Annotated in this window: 17 protein-coding genes; 10 read left to right on the forward strand and 7 right to left on the reverse strand. The window is 42.3% G+C overall.

Features of this window, described 5'->3' with window-relative positions; genetic code table 11:
- Positions 1-290 (forward strand): transposase (locus H6G97_RS31395; RefSeq protein WP_190944403.1); only part of this gene is annotated, 290 nt, incomplete at its 5' end.
- 2 nt (positions 291-292) lie between these two features.
- Positions 293-679 (forward strand): DUF6920 family protein, encoded by a 387-nt coding sequence (locus tag H6G97_RS31400; protein WP_242055467.1) that lies wholly within the window; start codon positions 293-295, stop codon positions 677-679.
- Between the two features lie 257 nt (positions 680-936).
- On the opposite strand, the gene H6G97_RS31405 is transcribed toward H6G97_RS31400, so the two are convergent.
- Positions 937-4,275 (reverse strand): leucine-rich repeat domain-containing protein, encoded by a 3,339-nt coding sequence (locus H6G97_RS31405; protein WP_190944404.1) that lies wholly within the window; start codon positions 4,273-4,275, stop codon positions 937-939.
- Between the two features lie 222 nt (positions 4,276-4,497).
- Here H6G97_RS31405 and H6G97_RS31410 point away from each other — a divergent pair, with 222 nt between their 5' ends.
- Positions 4,498-4,668 (forward strand): hypothetical protein, encoded by a 171-nt coding sequence (locus H6G97_RS31410; protein ID WP_190944405.1) that lies wholly within the window; start codon positions 4,498-4,500, stop codon positions 4,666-4,668.
- Positions 4,669-5,037: 369 nt separating this feature from the next.
- On the opposite strand, the gene H6G97_RS31415 is transcribed toward H6G97_RS31410, so the two are convergent.
- Positions 5,038-7,851 carry an ATP-binding protein gene (locus H6G97_RS31415; RefSeq protein ID WP_190944406.1) on the reverse strand — a complete coding sequence of 938 codons (2,814 nt, stop codon included), beginning with the start codon at positions 7,849-7,851 and terminating at the stop codon, positions 5,038-5,040.
- Positions 7,852-8,550: 699 nt separating this feature from the next.
- Between H6G97_RS31415 and H6G97_RS31420 the strand changes: the two genes are divergently transcribed.
- Positions 8,551-11,211, forward strand: a complete 2,661-nt coding sequence (locus H6G97_RS31420; protein ID WP_190944407.1) for an ATP-binding protein — start codon at positions 8,551-8,553, stop codon at positions 11,209-11,211.
- A 246-nt stretch (positions 11,212-11,457) separates the two neighbouring features.
- Here the strand turns inward: H6G97_RS31420 and H6G97_RS31425 are convergent, their stop codons facing one another.
- From H6G97_RS31425 to H6G97_RS31440, 4 genes are all read right to left on the reverse strand, one after another.
- Positions 11,458-11,856 carry a hypothetical protein gene (locus tag H6G97_RS31425; RefSeq protein WP_190944408.1) on the reverse strand — a complete coding sequence of 133 codons (399 nt, stop codon included), beginning with the start codon at positions 11,854-11,856 and terminating at the stop codon, positions 11,458-11,460.
- 258 nt (positions 11,857-12,114) lie between these two features.
- Complete coding sequence (locus tag H6G97_RS31430; RefSeq protein WP_242055468.1) at positions 12,115-13,671, reverse strand: tetratricopeptide repeat protein; 1,557 nt, start codon at positions 13,669-13,671, stop codon at positions 12,115-12,117.
- A complete protein-coding gene (locus H6G97_RS31435; protein WP_190944410.1) occupies positions 13,668-14,423 on the reverse strand; it encodes a hypothetical protein in 756 nt (251 codons plus the stop codon). The genes H6G97_RS31430 and H6G97_RS31435 overlap by 4 nt, the downstream gene beginning before the upstream one ends.
- Entirely contained in the window at positions 14,420-14,830 is a 411-nt protein-coding gene (locus H6G97_RS31440) for a hypothetical protein (protein ID WP_190944411.1), read from the reverse strand. The genes H6G97_RS31435 and H6G97_RS31440 overlap by 4 nt, the downstream gene beginning before the upstream one ends.
- A gap of 57 nt (positions 14,831-14,887) precedes the next feature.
- Between H6G97_RS31440 and H6G97_RS31445 the strand changes: the two genes are divergently transcribed.
- The 5 genes from H6G97_RS31445 (at position 14,888) to H6G97_RS31465 (ending at position 18,911) form a co-directional block, all read left to right on the forward strand.
- Positions 14,888-15,076, forward strand: a complete 189-nt coding sequence (locus H6G97_RS31445; protein WP_190944412.1) for a hypothetical protein — start codon at positions 14,888-14,890, stop codon at positions 15,074-15,076.
- A gap of 252 nt (positions 15,077-15,328) precedes the next feature.
- A complete protein-coding gene (locus H6G97_RS31450) occupies positions 15,329-15,688 on the forward strand; it encodes a hypothetical protein (protein ID WP_242055469.1) in 360 nt (119 codons plus the stop codon).
- Positions 15,689-16,469: 781 nt separating this feature from the next.
- The gene (cysH, locus tag H6G97_RS31455) at positions 16,470-17,195 is read left to right on the forward strand and encodes a phosphoadenosine phosphosulfate reductase (RefSeq protein ID WP_190944414.1); all 726 of its coding nucleotides are present in this window, start codon (positions 16,470-16,472) and stop codon (positions 17,193-17,195) included.
- A gap of 68 nt (positions 17,196-17,263) precedes the next feature.
- A complete protein-coding gene (gene sbcD / locus H6G97_RS31460) occupies positions 17,264-18,517 on the forward strand; it encodes an exonuclease subunit SbcD (protein WP_190944415.1) in 1,254 nt (417 codons plus the stop codon).
- 247 nt (positions 18,518-18,764) lie between these two features.
- Positions 18,765-18,911, forward strand: a complete 147-nt coding sequence (locus H6G97_RS31465; RefSeq protein ID WP_190944417.1) for a hypothetical protein — start codon at positions 18,765-18,767, stop codon at positions 18,909-18,911.
- Here the strand turns inward: H6G97_RS31465 and H6G97_RS31470 are convergent, their stop codons facing one another.
- On the reverse strand, positions 18,912-19,076 hold the full coding sequence (locus H6G97_RS31470; RefSeq protein ID WP_190944416.1) for a hypothetical protein: 165 nt from the start codon (positions 19,074-19,076) through the stop codon (positions 18,912-18,914).
- A 159-nt stretch (positions 19,077-19,235) separates the two neighbouring features.
- On the opposite strand from H6G97_RS31470, the gene H6G97_RS31475 reads away from it, so the two are divergent.
- The coding region (locus tag H6G97_RS31475) for an IS630 transposase-related protein (RefSeq protein ID WP_190938912.1) at positions 19,236-19,397 on the forward strand (162 nt) is incomplete at its 3' end.

Below are 19,397 nucleotides of genomic sequence, written 5' to 3' on the forward strand. Positions count from 1 at the left end.
AAATCTTGATAATTCTAGATAACGCTAGTTACCATAAAAAGAAAACTATATTGGCAGAGATTGAAAAAAACTTACCAAATATTCAACTATATTTTCTGCCTGAGTATAGCCCAGATTTGAATTTAGCCGAACTTGTATGGCATTCGGCGAAAGAATACATATCTCATCGCCTATTTAAATCAGTAGAGGAACTGAAAAACTTATTAAATAGATTGTTAAATCAGGGAGAGTTAATAATTAGATGGGGAAAAAAAATTAAAAATAAAGGTAATGCTGCTATTGCAAACTAAATGTGGAACAGCTTACTCGCTCTAGTATTGGACGATTTACTGGGGAATTTTTCTGGCTACCTTCAGCTTTGCTACTTCAACACAACGTAACTTGGAAGGCAATTGATGAGAGAACTATCCAAGCTAGTTTAAATATTGATGGTGAACTTATAACGCTGACGCTGGTTACAGATTTTAACGGCAAACTGCTGAAGCTTTCTTTCTTACGTTGGGGAGAACACACCGAAGATGGTAGTTATGCTTACATTCCCTTTGGTGGAGAATTTCAGGAAGAACAAACATTTGGCGGATTTACAATTCCCGCTCAGATAAATGCAGGCTGGTGGTTTGGGACAGAGCGTTACTTAGAGTTCTTTCGAGCAAAGGTTGAGCAAGCTGAGTTCCGTTAACTAATATCAGGTTCGATTAAACACTTGTAATATTTGTAGGTTGGGTTGAGGAACGAAACCCAACAATTAGCCTAATATGCAATACAGTTCAGTTAAGCATTTCTTTATTCTCTCAGTGCCCTCTGCGTCTCTGTGGTTCGTAAAAAATAATTGACTTTGGCAAATCGCAAGGTGTAGGGAACATGCCGTGCCCTTACGGGTGTACTTTTTTCAAATTGGTATAACTAAATCGATATCAAAAAAGTTGATTCTGGAAATTAAAACTCATTCACATCCAAAAATTGAAAATCAGGATGAACCCACAGAAATTCACGGCGTTTGTTCTGCACCCGCACTAAACCACCAAAACTAGGATCTTTTACTTTCAGAAGGGCGTGTAATTCTCGCAAAATCGAACCTTGAGCGCGGATTGCATCGCCTTCTAAGAAAGGGGTATCGCTCTTGGACTTTCCAGCCAAAACCATATCGCTGCCTTTCAAAGTAGACTCAATGCTTTTCTGTCCCAAATCGAGTTGTTCTTCAAAACCTTTGTAGGTGGTGTCATCCAGTGTAAGTTTAGTTAGCGAACCTGCCACGGGTAAGACTAAGCTCAGGATTCCGGTAACAGTTTTGAGATAGGGAGCTGCTTTGATGAACCATTCACGAGACAAGTCTAATTCATAGACTCCCTTTTTCTTGTCATCGGGATTTAAGGCTGGAAGTGGCTTACGAGCGTGTTCGCACCAGAGAGTAAGTTGAAACTTAGCACTCGTCCATTGGGGGAGATCAAAAAATCTCCGTTCAACAGGCATAAAGCTAAACAGACGCGGCCCGTCTTTTGCTTCATCAGTGAGCATCTGCATCATTTCTGCAAACCGCTCGTCCGCTTGGCTCAAGATACGCTGATCGTTTTTATCCAACTCCTGAAAGCCTGTTTGCATTTGTGCGCTAATGGTATATATTTTGTCCTTTATATCTCCAAACCCTTCAACAAGCATTTTTTCAATAGGTGTTTGCCGTGAGCTTGGTGCATTTTGCATTAACTCATCAATGTCTAGCCATTGGTTACAACCAGAAATCATACAGGGAAATTTCGCCATACCCTGACGTTTACTGTCAATCAGCTTTGCTACTTCAAACTTTCCATTTCCAGGTACATTCATCCCGCAAGGTGCAATGCAGGGAACCATAACATTACAACGCAACCCTTCCCAGAAATTCTCGACTAGCCATTTAATCTCTTCCGTGAGATAAGACAGGAACCGTTCTGGATAAGCTGCTCGGACTGTGATTTTTACATCAGTGCCAACATACTCCAGCAATGCCCGACCATTGTAGTCATTGTCAAGCATTAAGCCGCGTTGCCAGTGGATGCTGTCATTGTAATTCGCCCGCCCCAGTGAGTATTTGTGCAATCGGACAATCAACTGGTAAAACAATCCTTCTGCTACTGCAAACTGTCCGCGACTATCCACAATGCGGCAGATTTGCACCTGTTGTCTGTCTCCCGCTTCCGGTTGTTCTCCCCAATTAGTAGCGAATTTCTCCGGGCGTGTGTCGGGAACAAGTTGAGCGATGAGGCTGGTATTGCTAGTTTCTGGGCGCTCGAATACCACTTTGTAGGATAGATCAAAGCGTTCCATCAGCCGCAGAAAAATTGGATGCAATTCTGAGGGGTAGCCTTCTTCGCCTGTAAATGGCGGATGGCTCCACAACTGACTGAGATGCTCAAATTCAACTAAACCGTTGCGTCTGCGTGTCGTTTCATCATCTAGCACGAAGCTGATCGCCTTTGCCAGCCAGTCGGGTTTGAGGATGACGATATTGCGTAGTGTTGAGTCGTTATGATAATGGATGAAATGCCCTAGTATATGGGAGATGCGAAGGAATAGTTCTGCTTGCTCCTCATCGATTTCCTCTTTAGCGCAGATGGCAATGACATCATTGTAAGGGACATAGGCTTTGCCATTTTTCTGTAAGGTTTCCCGCACCCGTTGCCACTTTGCTGGAACAGATCGCCCCATTTCGGGAAGAGATGCAGCGACACGGGCAATAGTATCTTTTAATTCTGCAATCCCGGTGCAATGTGTCGTATCTTGGTTGGGTTTGCTGTCTACATGGAAGAAATCGATTACCGTATCTCTGCCGAATTGAGCGAGAATTTCTTGTCTGTCAATGTCTGGTTGTCGCTGTCCGGGGCCGCCGTGGGTTGCAACTACTAACACCTTTGCATCTGGTTCTCGATTTTTGATCAGCGTAATCCACTCTTTGACAAAGCCTTGCTGGGGGCCTTCTCGTGGTTTCCAGATAACGAGATACACGGCTGGCGCACTGAAAAATAACTGGTGCGTCGGTCGATAAACCCGTTGACCGCCAAAATCCCAACCATTCAACCTGATTTCTGTGCCACTGTTGGGATCGGTGACGGTTACAGATTTAATTTCAATCCCGTGAGTTGTGGGGCGACCATCTACCCATTCATCTCCCCGCAATGCTCCCAATAGACAACTCTTGCCCACCTCACCCTCGCCAACTAGAATCAGTTTGGCTTCATTCAAAGTTATCTGTTCTTCTGCCTTTGCCCGCAGGTATTGTAAAACAGTTTCTGTGCCTTGTTCGTAAGCGGCTGCAAGGTCAGGGTTGAGAGGATTATTGTCGAGGTAAAGATTTTGCAACACAGTCAGGGATGCGATCGCTTCTGGCAGTTCGGTCAGTTCGTTGTTGTCGAGGAAAAGCACTTCCAATTTAGTCAGGGATGCGATCGCTTCTGGCAGTTCGCTCAGTTGGTTGTTGTCGAGGTCAAGCTGTTGCAACCCAGTCAGGGATGCGATCGCTTCTGGCAGTTCGCTTAGTTGGTTGTTGTCGAGGTCAAGCCGTTGCAACCCAGTCAGGGATGCGATCGCTTCTGGCAGTTCGCTCAGTTGGTTGTTGTCGAGGTAAAGCTGTTGCAACCCAGTCAGGGATGCGATCGCTTCTGGCAGTTCGCTCAGTTGGTTGTTGTCGAGGTCAAGCCGTTGCAACCCAGTCAGGGATGCGATCGCTTCTGGCAGTTCGCTCAGTTGGTTATTGTCGAGGTTAAGCACTTCCAATTGAGTCAGGGATGCGATCGCTTTTGGCAGTTCGCTCAGTTGGTTGTTGCGGAGGTCAAGCTGTTGCAACTGAGTCAGGGATGCGATCGCTTCCGGCAGTTCGGTCAATTGGTTGTCGGAAAGGTCAAGCCGTTGCAACCCAGTCAGGGATGCGATCGCTTCTGGCAGTTCGGTCAGTTGGTTGTTGTGGAGGTCAAGATTTTGCAACTGAGTCAGGGATGCGATCGCTTCTGGCAGTTGGGTCAGTTGGTTGTTGGCAAGGTCAAGCTCTTGCAAATGAGTAAGGGATGTGATCGCCTCTGGCAGATGGGTTAGTTTATTATTGGAAAGTGAAAGCGTTCGCAAATGAGTTAGGTATGTGATTACCTCTGGTAGTATGTTCAGTTGGTTACTATAAAGGAAAAGCACTTGCAACTGAGTCAGGGATGCGATCGCTTCTGGCAGTTGGCTCAGTTGGTTGTTGCCGAGGTTAAGCACTTGCAATTGAGTCAGGGATGCGATCGCTTCTGGTATCTCAGTGAGTTCCATATCGCTGAGATCAAGTTCTATTGCTCCCTCTTGCCGTGCCTTTTCAATACGCTACGCTGCTCTGCTTCACGATAAGCCTCATCTCTTGCCATGACCAAATCCTTTCTCTCACTAACAAAATCGGAGTAATAGCCAGACTTTTTCTGAGTAACAACCTATACAGGTGGTTTAGCCAGAAAACCTCAGCCTAACACTCTAATTAAACAGCAAGCAACGCTAAGGGTGAAAATAGAGCAAACAAATCTCATACAGGGATTTCCATCGTTTCTACTCTATGAAACCTGGGATCTGCACCGTAAAACAATGGCGTTAAGGAATCAAGGTATAAAAACCGAGCTACTGCGATCGCTCCTGCAAGTTAGTCGAGATGAGCAACTAAAATACTCAGCGTAGATCCCCCTAAATCCCCCTTAAAAAGGGGGACTTTGAGAGCTTTTTGCCCCCCTTTTTAAGGGGGGTTGGGGGGATCAAAACTTTGAGAGCTTTTTGCCCCCTTTTTTAAGGGGGGTTGAGGGGATCAAAACTTTGAGAGCTTTTTGCCCCCTTTTTTAAGGGGGGTTGGGGGGATCAAAACTTTGAGAGCTTTTTGCCCCCCTTTTTAAGGGGGGTTGGGGGGATCAAAAGCCTGTGGCGCAACTCTATAAGACTTGTGTATACACCGTAGCCTAAAAGGAGAGAGGTCAAAGTATATTGCATAAACGAGAAACGCTATATTTATTTTATTTTGGTTAAAAATTTAACCACATCAAATGATGTTGACAATTAAATAGCTTGCTGGTTTAGCGGAATTACAATTACAAATTCTGTCCCCTGTCCAGGAGCAGAAATACATTCTAATGTTCCCTGATGTTTTTGAGTGATAATCTGATAACTAATAGATAAACCTAACCCAGTACCTTTACCAACTGGCTTAGTAGTAAAGAATGGTTCAAATAATTGTTTTTGTAACTTTTCTGGAATGCCTATCCCATTATCACCAATGCAAATAACTACCTGATTTTCATTAGTAAGTTTAGTATAAATCCGTATCTGAGGAGTAAGAAGCGCTTTTTCCCCTGCTCCCCATTCACCATTTATCACTACTTCTTCTAAAGCATCGATCGCATTTGCCAGAAGATTCATAAATACTTGATTCAGTTGTCCAGCATAACATTCTACTAATGGCAGGTCGCCGTACTCTTTAATGATTTCAATTGTTTGATAGTTAGATTTAGGTTTGAGGCGATGTTCCAGAATCATCAACGTATTATCTATACCTTCATGGATATTCACAGCTTTCATTTCTGCTTCGTCTAACCGAGAAAAGTTTCGCAGAGATAAGACAATTTCTGTGATTCGTTCTGCACCAACTTTCATAGAAGTTAGCAAGTTGGGCAAGTCTGCAATCAGAAAATCTAAGTCGATCGCTTCTGTTTCTTTTTGAATTTCCGTTACTGGATTAGGATAGTTTTGCTGGTACAATTGCACCAATCTGAGTAAATCTTGAATATATTGATTGGCATAAGTGATATTGCCAGAAATAAAATTGACTGGGTTGTTGATTTCGTGCGCTACACCTGCTACCAACTGCCCCAAACTAGACATCTTTTCACTATGCACTAGTTGAGATGCTAGCTGCTTTGCTTCTTGGCGCAATTGTGCTTCTGAATATCGCAATATCTGCTCTGCTTGTTTGCGCTGGGTAATATCGTGGAGAATGACGACATACTCTTGAAAATCTTGATGGGGTCGGTCTGAAATCGAAACTTCTAGGATTTTGTTTTTGCCATTGCCGAGTATGGTTTGTTCGCTACGCTTTTTCCACTCCTCTGGATACTCATAAACTAATGCAGGTAGCCATTTTTTCAGATGATTTCCCCGCAACTCAGATGGGGTGACACCAAAGAATGATTCAGTGGCTGGGTTAGCTTGTCGAATAATGCCTTGATCATCTACGACTAAAATGCCATCTTGAGCGACAGTAAACAAGTGTTCGGCAGCTTCTCTTGCTTCTGCGATCGCCACTACTTGCGGTAAACTTGTCCAACAAGCGATCGCTACTCCCACAAATGCCACACTCATCAACAGCACTACAAATATATTTTCACCCCCCGCAGTTGCCACTTTATTAAGTTTGACACCAAATAACCAGCCAACTCCCACAGCGCTGCACAGTAAAAAAATCAGAATGCTCACCTGAATAATTACTGAGTCTTTGATGATTACTACAGGGCGCTTGCGATGTCGCCGCATCCACCAACTGAGATGGAACGGAGGGAAATTTACACGGCGAATTACTGCATCAATTGCCATAACACCAATGGGAGATAATAACCCAATTAGCAAGTTGAGCCAACCCCAAGCTAGTCCACCCACTACCAGCACCACAACTTCTAACAGCAGAATGCCCAGAGATAGCCGAGGAAACAAAACTTCTGAGCGATCGCGCCCAAGCCAAAGCCCCAAATGCAGTAACATAAAGGAGACAAACCAACCGATGTTACCAACAGCCACGATTCGCGCTACATCTCCCCAAATTAAATAGATTAGGCACAATACCAGTGTCAACATCAATGCTGGGGCAAACACACCCCGACGGGATACAACAGAAAAGACTGGTGAAATGTGATTATCTAAAGCCAGTTGATACAAAATTCGCGGGCAATTAGAAACGACTGTTGCCGAACCAAGTAAACAAGCAGCTACTAGTAAAAACGAAACACTTACACCAGCGAATCTTCCCCAAAAGGGCTGGGAAGCCGCCACAAGATTCAAGAAAGCATTATCTTTAAAGTCTGGATTTGTTGCTAACCGCATTACTATCCAAGATCCCCCGATAAAGATGGGTGGCATCATCCAAGCTGCAATGTCTAGAAAGCGCAGCGTCTTGGTGGGGTGGCGGCTATCGGCGACAAAAGAAGAAGCTGTTTCACAACTGTAGGTTGCATAAGTGACGAAAAAGAACCACTTTGCCCAATCCACAAAGCTCAAAGATGACCAACTGCTCGGAAAAAAACCAGGACTAACGGGAGAAAAAGCTAACCAACCAAGACCTTGCACACAAAAGGTAATTAGCAGTCCAAAGGCTGGAATTACAAAAAACAAATGTAAAATACTTAGGGCGCGAGTACCGCTAAACGCCACAATAAAAGGCAACAGTGTAAAGCCGATATCCAGAAAGATGTCTGGACAGGTAACACCCAGCGCCTCCAAATTCACTTTAATTAAATCTCTAAGTACGATTGTATTAACTGACAGGTAAGAAACCCAGTTGAGGAGGTAGCCAATGACTGCATAGCGAGCTAGTCCTGGGTAGTTTTGTAGTAGCTTGGTAGCATAATTAGGTGTTCCTCCAGCCACGTTCATGAAATGCATACCCAAGCGTTTTACCTGATAGTTAAGCAGCATTCCAAAAATCACCGCAGGTATCCAGACAAAAATAGCTTGGACACCGAGAGCAGCATGAATTGCTGGAACCAATGCTGTCCAAGAAATATGAGCTGTCAAACCAAAGCCCCAACTTTCAACAGCACTCAGGCTTCTAGTCAAGCGAGGGTAAGAAGATTGGCCCAAACTGGAATGATTAGTATGGAGCATGATTGGCCGGTTTAGATGGGATATTGTAATTAAGCTTATTAGTTAGAGTTCCCATCTTCTAAATGTTGTGAACAAAGACTTTTTGCTCGGTATCATATTTAGAAGTTGTTTTAAAAGTGTTTGGCTGTGCTTTTAAGTACTTCTAGATCCCCCCTAACCCCCCTTAAAAAGGGGAGAACCGGAATCAAAGTCCCCCAATTTATCGGGGAATTTAGGGGGATCTGAACCTTTGATACCAATAAAGGGACTTTTAAAACATCCTCTTAGATATTTGGTATATCAACTGAAAGATTCTCTTCAAGTAAGTAGTAGGACTTATGCAAAAACTCTCTCAAACTCTTATTACTTTGTGACGGCAGTCGCTCATGGGGGAAACCCCCAAGACCGCGCTGCCTCTCCTTTGCGTTCTTCTCTAACGAGACGCTGCGCGTAGCTTGCTTCTCCGTAGGAGTATGCGGTTCATTTTTTCATAATTTTGCATAAGTCCTGAGTAGGTTTGATTAAACATGAAATTTGATAATATTTCACCTGTCAAAATCTACAAGTGCAGTTAATTAACGTTTTGTTCTTTTGCCAGAAGTGGTATATTGGCACTTGACCCGACCGAGTACAAACTATGCATCAGCCCACAATACAGCGAAGTCGAGGTGTTGTACTCAGTACTACAAGATAGGAAGGGGTAGCATGGAAAGTGGGCAAATGAACAAAAATTTTGGGCAAGGTGGTGCTTTTTCACTGTTTAAAGGCGTACCTCTAAGGCGGATTTTAGTAGCGTTGTTTCTGCTGCAAATCTCGCTAGCTGTAGGATTGACTGCATACTTGTCAATTGAGAATGGGCAAAAAGCAGTCAATGAAGTAACTAGCGAATTGCGGCGTGAAATTGGTAATCGAGTAGAGCAAAATTTACAAACTTATCTGTCAACTCCGCGTCAAGTATTAGGCAGTAATCAAAATATTATTGATATGGGGTTGCTGAAGATAGAAAATCTGGCAACCTGGGAGTCATACTTAATAGAGCAGTTAAAGATTTTTCCCGATGCGTTGATTTTAACGGCAAGTAATGAACAGCAAGAACACTTAGCGGTAGAGAAGCTCAACGATCGCGAATTCTTACTCAGAAAAGCCGGAAAGTCAACTGGTTACGACCTCTACACCTACAAAATTGACTCTCAAGGACAACGTACTCAACTACCAGAGGTAATCAAAAACTATGATGCGCGATCGCGTCCTGATTATCAAACAGCAGTTACCGCCAAAAAGTTCAGCTTTAGTCAGATTTTTACACCCCTGACTGAACCAACGCTACTCATTGGTGCATCTCAACCCATCTATAACTCACAAAGTCAGTTACTCGGAGTCAACAGCACTCTAACTCATCTATCACAAATTGGGGATTTGCTGCAAAACATCAAAGTTGGCAAGTCTGGACAGATTTTTATTATCGAGCGATCGGGGCTATTAGTCGCAAGTTCCACAACCGAAGAACCATTCCGCTTACAAAATGGGAAACCCATTCGGTTAGCAGCTTCCCAAAGCAGGAATTCTTTTACTCAAGCAACCGCTAAATATTTAACGACTAAATTTAATAGTTTTGACCAGATTGAAAGTTTACAGCAACTAGATTTCTCAGTTGATGGCAAACGACAATTTTTAGAAATTAGACCATTACAGAGCGAATCAAATATCAACTGGTTAATTGTGGTAGCTGTTCCCGAAGCAGATTTTATTGGACAGCTTAACCGCAACACTCAAACTACAATTTTTCTCTGTCTCGGAGTATTAGGACTAGCTATTTTATTGGGGATTATCACCGCTCGTTGGCTAACTCAGCCAATTTTGTATTTCAGCAATACGATAAAAGATTTAGCCAATTTTACTAATTGCGAAGATTCAGTAGTGAAAGTACAAGGCATTAAAGAACTAGAGGTGCTGGGTGAATCTTTTAATGAGATGGCGCAACAGTTACAGAAAAAATTTACTGCACTAACTAATAAAAATGAAGAATTAGAACTACAAGTTAAGCAGCGAACTCAAGAATTACAGCAAGAGATTCAAGAACGGATCAACAATGAGCAAAAACTACAACAGCATCATCAAGTACTAGTAGAACTGGCAAATCACAAAGCAATTTCAGAAGGAAGTTTAGAAACAGCATTCAAAGTTATCACAGAAAAAGCAGCGAATGCTTTAGAAGTAGAGCGAGTAAGTGTGTGGTTATTCGATAGCGATGCCTACGGCGAGCTGCGCCAACGCACCAAACTACAATGTATAAATCTCTATGAACGTAGTAATCAGATACATTCAGCAGGTTTAGAGCGCAACCTTGCAGATTATTTAATCTACTTTAAAACCCTGGCAGCTTCGAGTACTATCATCGTCACCGATACTCGTACCGATCTCCGAGTACAAGAATTATGGGATGAATTACTAAAACCAAAGAATATTGTATCCCTAATTGATAGCTCTATTTGGGTTGGGGGTAAAGTCGTGGGAACGGTATTGTATGAGCAAATTGACACCCCCCGGACATGGAAACTGAGTGAGCAAAACTTTGTTAGCTCAATTGCAGAATTTGTCACCTTGACTTTAGAAATCTGCGATCGCAAACGTACAGAATCCGCTCTGCGTGAGGCTAAAGAAGCTGTTGAAGTGGCCAATCGTGCCAAAAGTACCTTTTTAGAAAACATCAGCCACGATCTGAGAAATCCTTTAAGCTCCATTCTAGAAACGACACAAGGACTTCAAAGTGAAGTGTATGGCCCTGTGAGTGAAGAACAGCGCCAGTCTCTAAATACGCTCGAATCTAGCGGTAAGAACCTACTAGAATTAATTAACCAGATTCTTGAGTTTACCGATACCGAATCTACCAAGATAAAACTGCAACTAGCTACTACTTCAATTCAGGAATTATGTAATTCCAGCCTAAGTTTTGTCAAACATCTAGCGTTCCAGAAAAATATCCGTCTGAGGGCACAAATACCAGAAGAACTCGAACCCATCCAAATTGATGAAGTCCGCATTCGCCAAGTATTCATTAACTTGTTGACTAATGCCATCAAGTTTACTAAAGAAGGAGGCGAAGTTTGGATTGAAGTCCAACCAAGTTCCACAAATGAGTATATCTTTTTCAGCGTAGTAGATACGGGTATTGGTATGCTTTCCGATGACCTTTTCAAATTATTTCAACCTTTTGTACAGGTTGAAAATTCTTCTACCCGTCGTTCTCCAGGCACCGGTTTAGGATTAGTAATGGTGCAAAAAATTGTCGAGTTGCATGGTGGTACTGTCCATGCCGAAAGTCAGTTAGGCAGAGGTAGTCGTTTTACAGTCAAACTTCCTTGGAAAAAAGCGAGGGAATAAGCAAGGGGAGAAGAGAATTACTTTGAGATATAGCGGTTCTCGTTTGCATGAAGGACATTTTTAAATCTCACCCCTAACCCCTCTCTTTAATAAGTAAGGCTACGGTGTTAAAGATCCCCCTAAATCCCCCTTAAAAAGGGGGACTTTGACTCCGGTTCCCCCCTTTTTTAAGGGGGGTTAGGGGGGATCAAAAGCTTACGAGAATAATGTTGTGCTTCTAATTGCGTACTTTAAATACAGACAAGACTATGCAGTTTGAGTGTTATCATCACTTGCTGGTTTCTCTAGAGTCGCCTTTAAGCGTGTCGCTGTGCTTTTGCGGATGCGATCGCTCTTGCGAACAGCACCCGCCATTTCATATTCACGGCTATCTTTGCCGTATTTAAAAGCAACTCCAATAAGCATTTTCTCAGCTAGATCACTTAAAGTTTTATCCAATTCGTCCATCTCAGTTTTAGAAGAGTCAATCACGGTTAAAGCAGTATTATAAGTATCTATCTTGGTACGATATTGCTCAATTAGTTGTGTCATACTTTCCAAGTTGCGCCCATCGCCAAAATCCATAGTCGGATCGATGGCTTTCAGTCCTGCTGTTCTGAATTCAGCTTTTTCTAAAACGCGGTATGTACGTTTTTGACGCGACATAAATATATCCTTTTTATCTGCTTTAGAGCTAGTTTGCCTCACTAAAGCTGAATCTAAGTTCAGTAAAGTCCTCAAAAATTAGTATTTTATATAACGATTAATTCAGTATTTAACGCAAAAATCATGAGTTTGTTAATGAAAATCATGATTTTGTTAATGAAACTCGTGATTTTGTCAATGAAAATCGTGATTTTGTCAATGAAACTCATGATTTTGTCAATGAAAATCGTGATTTTGTCAATGAAACTCATGATTTTGTCAATGAAACTCGTGATTTTCTTGGATTTCTTGGAGTTTGGCTGTCGCATCTTCTACAAAAATTTGATAGGGAATCTCTCTAGCAAGCTCAATAGCGCGATTGAGCGCATCTACAGCCTCTTTTTGCCGTCCCAGTTCTAAGAGAATTTCAGATGTGAAGTAAATCAAATTACGACTTTGGCTATACTTAGTACCAATTTGGGTATACAGTTCTAACGCTGCCTGACAATACTCTAAACCCAAAGTTAAATTTTCTTGCAAGATGCCGATAGCTTCTAAAGTATTAGCTTCACCCAAGCGAGCGCCTATGTCGCGGTAGAATGCCAATGCAGCTTCGTAGCGCTCTAAGGCTTCGCTGTTTTGGTCTAGGAACTGCAAGACATCGCCGATAGCTTTTAATGTATTAGCTTCACCCAAGCGAGCGCCAATGTTGCGGTAGAATGCCAATGCAGCTTCGTAGCGCTCTAAGGCTTCGCTGTTTTGGTCTAGGAACTGCAAGACATCGCCGATTGCTCTTAAAGTATTAGCTTCACCCAAACGAGCACCAATGTCGCGGTAGAATGCCAATGCTGCTTCGTAGCGTTCTAACGCTTCGCTGCGTCGGTCTAGGAACTGTAAGACGTTGCCGATTGCTCTTAAAGTATTAGCTTCACCCAAGCGAGCACCAATGTCGCGGTAGAATGCCAATGCTGCTTCGTATAGCTCTAAGGCTTCGCTGCGTCGGTCTAGGAACTGCAAGACATCGCCGATTGCTCTTAATGTATTAGCTTCACCCCAGCGATCGCCTATGTCGCGGTAGAATGCCAATGCTGCTTCGTATAGCTCTAAGGCTTCGCTGCGTCGGTCTAGGAACTGCAAGACATCGCCGATTGCTCTTAATGTATTAGCTTCACCCAAGCGATCGCCTATGTCGCGGTAGAATGCCAATGCTGCTTCGTATAGCTCTAAGGCTTCTCTTGTTCTATAAACTCGAAACTTCGCTTTACCTGCCCAATAATAAACTTCTGCTTTAGCTGGAGTTGCCACTTGCTCTGCTGCAACCTGTTCTAATAATGCTGTAATCAGCGATTCTAGTTCGGCAACACGAAAATTATTGTTCCAGTTTTGGGCTAAATCCCAAAGCTCACCGCCTTTCCACTCTCGGTCAACTACAATCAAGTGATACAGCCATTCAATTTGAGTTTCTGGCTGTTCATTGGTGCTGCCAAAATACTCGGCTGCCCGTTGCGACAACGTGATAAACTCATGCCGACGTTCTTGCCGCAGATGTTTTAACATCAGATTTCGCGTCAAATCATGAACATTATGCCCTCTATCAGGAAACTCTTCCACAAAAGGTAAAGCTTGCAATTCTGTATAAAGCTGAGATGATTGTTTTTGCAATTCTGGGCGCAGTGCTGCCAAAATCTCTGCATTAAACCAGTGTGGCACTACTGCTGCCCATACAGCCGCTGCTAACTCAGGTGAAAGCGTCGAAAGCAAACTTTCCGTGACAATCCAAGAGCGTTCTTCATCTGTTTGTGCCTTTGCCAGCTTCTGCAATAACTCACTATTCATTGCCCTTCCTTTGCTAGTGTTTGTAACCATTGCACAATTGGAGCAGGTTCTCCTCCTAGTATCTGCATCGCTGTTTTTACCTGATCTTGATTCAAGCGCAATCCAGCTTTTTGGGTGTAGTCATACCATGCCTTTGCTTCGGAGATGGCTTCCAAGCAACAACAGTGATGTAAATTCATCCATTCAATTGTCGGTTGAGGAATCTTCTGCCCAGCAATTACTACAATTAACTTGGGTGTATCAACAACATCTGCTAAAAATTCTCCCTCTAACCAGTTTGCCAGTTCAGTAGCGGCTTTTTCGTAAGAATCAAACAAAAAAACTAATGTTTGAGGAATTTTCCGCAAGTCCTGAAAAAATGCTTCTCGTAGTTCAGTCAAGCGAAAATTGCGTGTAGATTCATCATTAGACAAAACTACGCTCAATTGATTATCATTGCCAGTCATCGTAGTGTCAGCTATCTCTATTCCCGATTTAAGATATCGCCTAACAGCAGCGTTTAAAGAAGGAAAACTTTCTTCTCCTAAACGCTTGCGTACACGAGAAAAGATATAGGGAATTCCTTGCTGTGCTGTTTTGAGATCCACTGGTACAGATAATATATTTTTAGGCAAACTATGCTGAAACAGTGCCAGTAACTGAGTCTTACCTAAACCAGATTTAGCTTCAATCAGTAGCACCCGTTTGCCAAAGCTTCCCTTTACCATCTGGTTGAAAAGTAGAAGTTCCTGTGTGCGATTAGCAATAATCATGGATTCGGAGAATTATTTTGTTGAGGAGAAGATGGAGGATTAGCATCGTCTGTCACAGAAAACTTGTTGTTTTCACCGTCTATCTGAGTATCTTCTACCAAAGCGTCTCCTTTGGTAACTCTTGCTATATTTTCTTTCCCTGTTATTCGCGTCCTTCTAACAACAGTTCCTGCTCTGACAACAGTTTCCGGATTTGTATCTGGTTGAGAGGGAGTTGGTTGTGAAGACTGTCTACCCCAAACGTTACCGAAGATGAGTTGGAGAATATTCACTAAAAAGGCTCCCAATAAGGCAGCACCAATCATTTGAACCAATCCTCTGACATTTGATGTTTTCGCAACTTCTCCAGACAACCATGCCCAAATTCCTGACAAGAGAGCAAGTTCAATTACTACAGCAGTAACCAAGAACCAGCGTCTCTCTCCTAAAAGGAGAGAGATTTAGAGAGAGGTTGTTCAGATATCGTGAAAAGTCATGGATATTTAACGGCATACTCAATATCTCGATTGGTATCCCTGGTAGTGAGAAAGCGCTTGTTTGTTAGCGATGTCTACGACAAGCTAGGTTTACGCAATCTTACCTTTTTCTGTGCTGAGTGCGTAGGCGTAGCCCGCCGTAGGCATCGCTCTACTGCAACTGTTAAATATCCTTAATTTAATGTGGGAATATCTTAACAAACTTGACTGCGATCGCACAGAAACAAAACCAGATAATTACTCTATCCAAAAGAATGCCAAAGTTATAGCTTGGTTATATTTTGTTTTTTATACTACCCAAGATAGAGCCAGAATTATTGACGAGCTAAATATACACGCAATACAATTATAGTAATTCAATTTAACCATAGGTAAATTAAAATAATTTGCCTAGAGAATAATAGACAAGCAATACTGAAGATAATTTGGATGAAACAAATGAACGCCAAACTTATTGCTTTTTTGGGAATTGCAGCAGCTTTTGTAAGCATAGAAAGCCAGGTCTACGCTCAGTCACCAACATCAAGCAGAATTCCAGGACAATATAGATTAACTGGTGATTCTCTAGTTGGAATTGATAATAAAACAGCCCAAGATGACTTTATAAGTTTTTTTGAGCAACCTAATCCAGTAAGCATTCCCAATAATAGAAGAGACAATAAAACTCCAGTCAAAATCCGTTTTAACGAATCATTATCACAGCCAGACACTTCGGTTTTCTTAGCACCGGCTCAGTCTGGAAGTGACAATGACGGATTGCAAGTACAGTTAGATATAGGGAGAGAATAATCTTATATAAATTTGCATTGAAGCTGCATAGAAAAGAGCTTCGAGAAGAAAGTCATAAGAAGTTAAAGATATAACACGTTCCGATGTGATTGGACTGAAAAGCTCGTTTAGGGTGCTGCGGCTTGGTCAATTTAAAGGAGTGCAATATCTTCTCCAAGTTGAGATGAAACCGCATCTAAAAACTCTTGAATTTCATGTATTTGAACCACACCTGTCGTAGGGGCGCAAGGCCTTGCGCTTCTACCCCGTGGTCTGTTTACCCGAAAATAGCTGTAATATCCACCGTTATATATATGTGCATTAGAAAAGTAAAAGCCCCACTCAGTTTTGAGCAGGGCTGTGTAAAGTTTTATTGCTAAAATTAGAAATTTGAATTTTAGAAAAAGTTCATTATTGTAATAATGCCAACGCTAGTTAACATCATCAAAGCGCCCATAATTATGGATTCGCCTAAGCGATTGGGGGATTTTGAAGTGTTCATTTAAGTAAAATCCTTTTTATTAATTGTTCCTTAACCATATCAAAATCAGTATAAATATCTATATAACCATTGTAAAACTTAAATTTACGTAAACTTTCTTAGTAAATCCTTAATTTGTATTTAGGTGTTGATTTTTACTTGTAATGGGTTATCCTGCTAGTTTCCCCACTCCCCATTCTCCAATTCCAAAATGTAGTAATTTCCGAACAGAATAATTACCTCATTTCCGGGCGGAATATGGGCCTTGGTGAGGTAAAATAAATCTTAATCAAGGTAAAAATATTTGAACAGAAGATTATCATGACAGTCTCTACGGCATCTATAAACCAAGCGATCGCTTTTGACTTAGAAAAATTAAATGAGCAATTTGAAACTGCCACTCCCAAAGAAATACTGGCATGGTCTATAGAGAATATCCCAACGGGGCTGGTGCAAACAAGCGCCTTTAACGTGGATGACATGATAATTACCCATATTCTTTACAGTGAACTGAAGCATCCCGTTCCTGTGATCTTTCTTGACACCTTGCACCACTTCCCTGAAAGCCTAGAATTAGTAGCCAAAGCTAAACAAATCTACAACCTGGATTTGCAAACTTTCAAAACCCCAGACGTAAACACCCGCGAAGCCTTTGAAACCAAGTATGGCGAGAAACTTTGGGACAAGGATATTGCCCAATTCCACCACATTACAAAAATTGAACCACTGTTACGGGGTCTAGACGAACTCAACAGCGTCGCTTGGATTACTGGCCGCCGCCGTGACCAAGCAGTAACCCGTGCTAATATGCCCATATTTGAATTAGACGGTAAAGGTCGGCTGAAAGTAAATCCCATAGCTACTTGGACACGCCAAGATAGCTGGGTTTATGTGGCTGAACATGGAGTCATCTACAATCCCCTCCACGACCAAGGTTATCCCAGCATAGGCGACCAACCCATCACCACCAAAGTAGGCGAAGGCGAAGACGAACGCGCCGGACGTTGGCGGGGAAGTGATAAAACAGAATGCGGAATTCATATTTAGTCATTGGTCATTTGTCATTTGTCATTAGTATTAGACAAAGGGCAAATGACTAAGAACAAAAGACAAATATGATTAAGATCCTCCACCTCTCGGACATCCACATGGGAAGCGGCTTCTCCCACGGACGAATTAATCCCACGACTGGATTAAATACACGCCTGGAGGATTTTGTCAATACTTTGTCTATATGTATTGACCGAGCGCTGACAGATGCTGTTGATATGGTTATATTTGGTGGCGATGCTTTCCCGGATGCTACACCACCGCCTTATGTACAACAAGCTTTTGCTAGCCAGTTTCGCCGTCTGATGGATGCCAATATTCCGACAGTGCTGTTGGTAGGCAATCACGACCAACATTCCCAAGGACAGGGAGGAGCGAGTTTAAATATTTACCGCACTTTGGGAGTGCCAGGGTTTGTTGTCGGTGATACATTAACTACTCACTGTATCGAAACCCGTAATGGCAAAGTGCAAGTAATCACCCTGCCTTGGCTGACTCGTTCTACTTTAATGACTCGCCAAGAGACTGAAGGTTTATCTTTGGCAGAAGTCAACCAACTATTAACAGAACGTCTGCGAGTAGTTCTAGAAGGGGAAGTTCGCCGTCTTGACCCTGATGTGCCAACTGTTCTTTTGGCTCACTTGATGTCTGACAATGCTACTTTGGGCGCAGAACGATTTTTAGCGGTGGGTAAAGGTTTCACTCTACCCCTATCTTTGCTGACGCGACCTTGTTTTGATTATGTAGCCTTGGGACACGTCCACCGCCACCAAAATCTGAATAAATCCAACAACCCGCCGGTGATTTATCCAGGGAGTATTGAACGGGTAGATTTTAGTGAAGAAAAAGAAGACAAAGGCTATGTAATGCTGGAACTGGAGCGGGGGAAGGTTGAATGGGAATTTTGTCCCTTAACAGTTCGGACTTTCCGCACCATTGAGGTGGATATCTCAAAAGCAGATGATCCGCAAGCGATGTTAATGAAAGCGATCGCCAAGTATGATATTCAAGATGCTGTAGTGCGGCTAATTTACAAACTCCGCTCTGAACAGATGGATTTAATTGACAGTTCCTCTCTACATACTGCTTTAAGTCCGGCTCATACCTACACCATTCAAGCAGAATTAGTGAGTCAATTAGCCAGGCCTCGGATTCCTGAATTGAGTGCGAGTAGTAGCATCGACCCAATGGAAGCCTTAAAAACTTACTTGAACAACCGCGAAGACCTTAAAGATATTGCAATATCAATGATGGATGCAGCACAGAAGTTGCTAGCAGATGATGTGGAAGTTTGGCTGGAAGCAACAACTAATGAGTAGGTTAAAATAATTTGTAATTAACAATTATTATAGAATAACGTAGACGCTTCTCTACGAGACGCTACGCGTAGCTTGCTTCCACGAAGTGGTACGGCTTGCCGCAGGCTACCGCAGAGGCGCGGAGGGTACGGAGAAATCAGAGTTTTAGAGGTTTTTTATGCAAGCCCTATCGCACATCAGTTAGGATTAACTAATGAGATAAATATCTGATATTTCAATAGTAGTGATTCTAAGAGTAAGTTATACAATGAAAATTACAGGAATCAAACGCGGTCAAACTATTGAATTATTAGAGCAAATTCTCAGTATTCCTAATGAAGCAGAAATAATCGTGAAGTTAATCAAAGATTTTAAAAATATACCTAATTTGCAATTTGAGAACTGGTTAGAATAGTCAAAAGGCTGTATAAGTATTTCTACAAGTGAACGATCGCCTGATTATATACTCTACCAGGATGTGCGATCGCACCATACAAGTTGTGCATACACGCATAATTTGGATATGGAGTTTAATGCAATACTTGAGATTAAGTGCGATCGCTAAATTTATGATATTCAATAAAACAGCTTTACTGGCTAAAGAAAGTCAAAACCTTACTACTATTTTGTATTAAAAATTACATATTATAGCAAGCGCCAAGGCGGTTAGGACAAACAGTATAATTAGTGAGTAAAGTAAAACTAGATACAGATGAAGCGTTCAGCTCAAGGAAAGCTCATGCCAAAACCTTACAGTTACGACTTACGCCAGAAGGTAATTCAGGCAATAGAGTTAGACGGGATGAACAAAACGGAAGCAGCGCAAGTTTTTCAAATCAGTCGAAACACAATCAACCTATGGCTGCAACGAAAAGCCAGCACTGGAGATTATCAAGCATTA

It is taken from the genome of Nostoc flagelliforme FACHB-838 (assembly GCF_014698065.1).
Taxonomy (GTDB): Bacteria; Cyanobacteriota; Cyanobacteriia; order Cyanobacteriales; family Nostocaceae; genus Nostoc; species Nostoc flagelliforme_B.

Excerpts from the sequence above, each read along its gene's own strand:
- H6G97_RS31430 (WP_242055468.1), bottom strand. The coding sequence starts at position 13,671 with ATGAATAGTGAGTTATTGCAGAAGCTGGCAAAGGCACAAACAGATGAA.
- H6G97_RS31435 (WP_190944410.1), bottom strand. The coding sequence starts at position 14,423 with ATGATTATTGCTAATCGCACACAGGAACTTCTACTTTTCAACCAGATG.
- H6G97_RS31405 (WP_190944404.1), bottom strand. The coding sequence starts at position 4,275 with ATGGAACTCACTGAGATACCAGAAGCGATCGCATCCCTGACTCAATTG.
- H6G97_RS31420 (WP_190944407.1), top strand. The coding sequence starts at position 8,551 with ATGAACAAAAATTTTGGGCAAGGTGGTGCTTTTTCACTGTTTAAAGGC.
- H6G97_RS31415 (WP_190944406.1), bottom strand. The coding sequence starts at position 7,851 with ATGCTCCATACTAATCATTCCAGTTTGGGCCAATCTTCTTACCCTCGC.
- H6G97_RS31465 (WP_190944417.1), top strand. The coding sequence starts at position 18,765 with ATGAAAATTACAGGAATCAAACGCGGTCAAACTATTGAATTATTAGAG.
- H6G97_RS31450 (WP_242055469.1), top strand. The coding sequence starts at position 15,329 with ATGAAACAAATGAACGCCAAACTTATTGCTTTTTTGGGAATTGCAGCA.
- sbcD (WP_190944415.1), top strand. The coding sequence starts at position 17,264 with ATGATTAAGATCCTCCACCTCTCGGACATCCACATGGGAAGCGGCTTC.
- cysH (WP_190944414.1), top strand. The coding sequence starts at position 16,470 with ATGACAGTCTCTACGGCATCTATAAACCAAGCGATCGCTTTTGACTTA.
- H6G97_RS31425 (WP_190944408.1), bottom strand. The coding sequence starts at position 11,856 with ATGTCGCGTCAAAAACGTACATACCGCGTTTTAGAAAAAGCTGAATTC.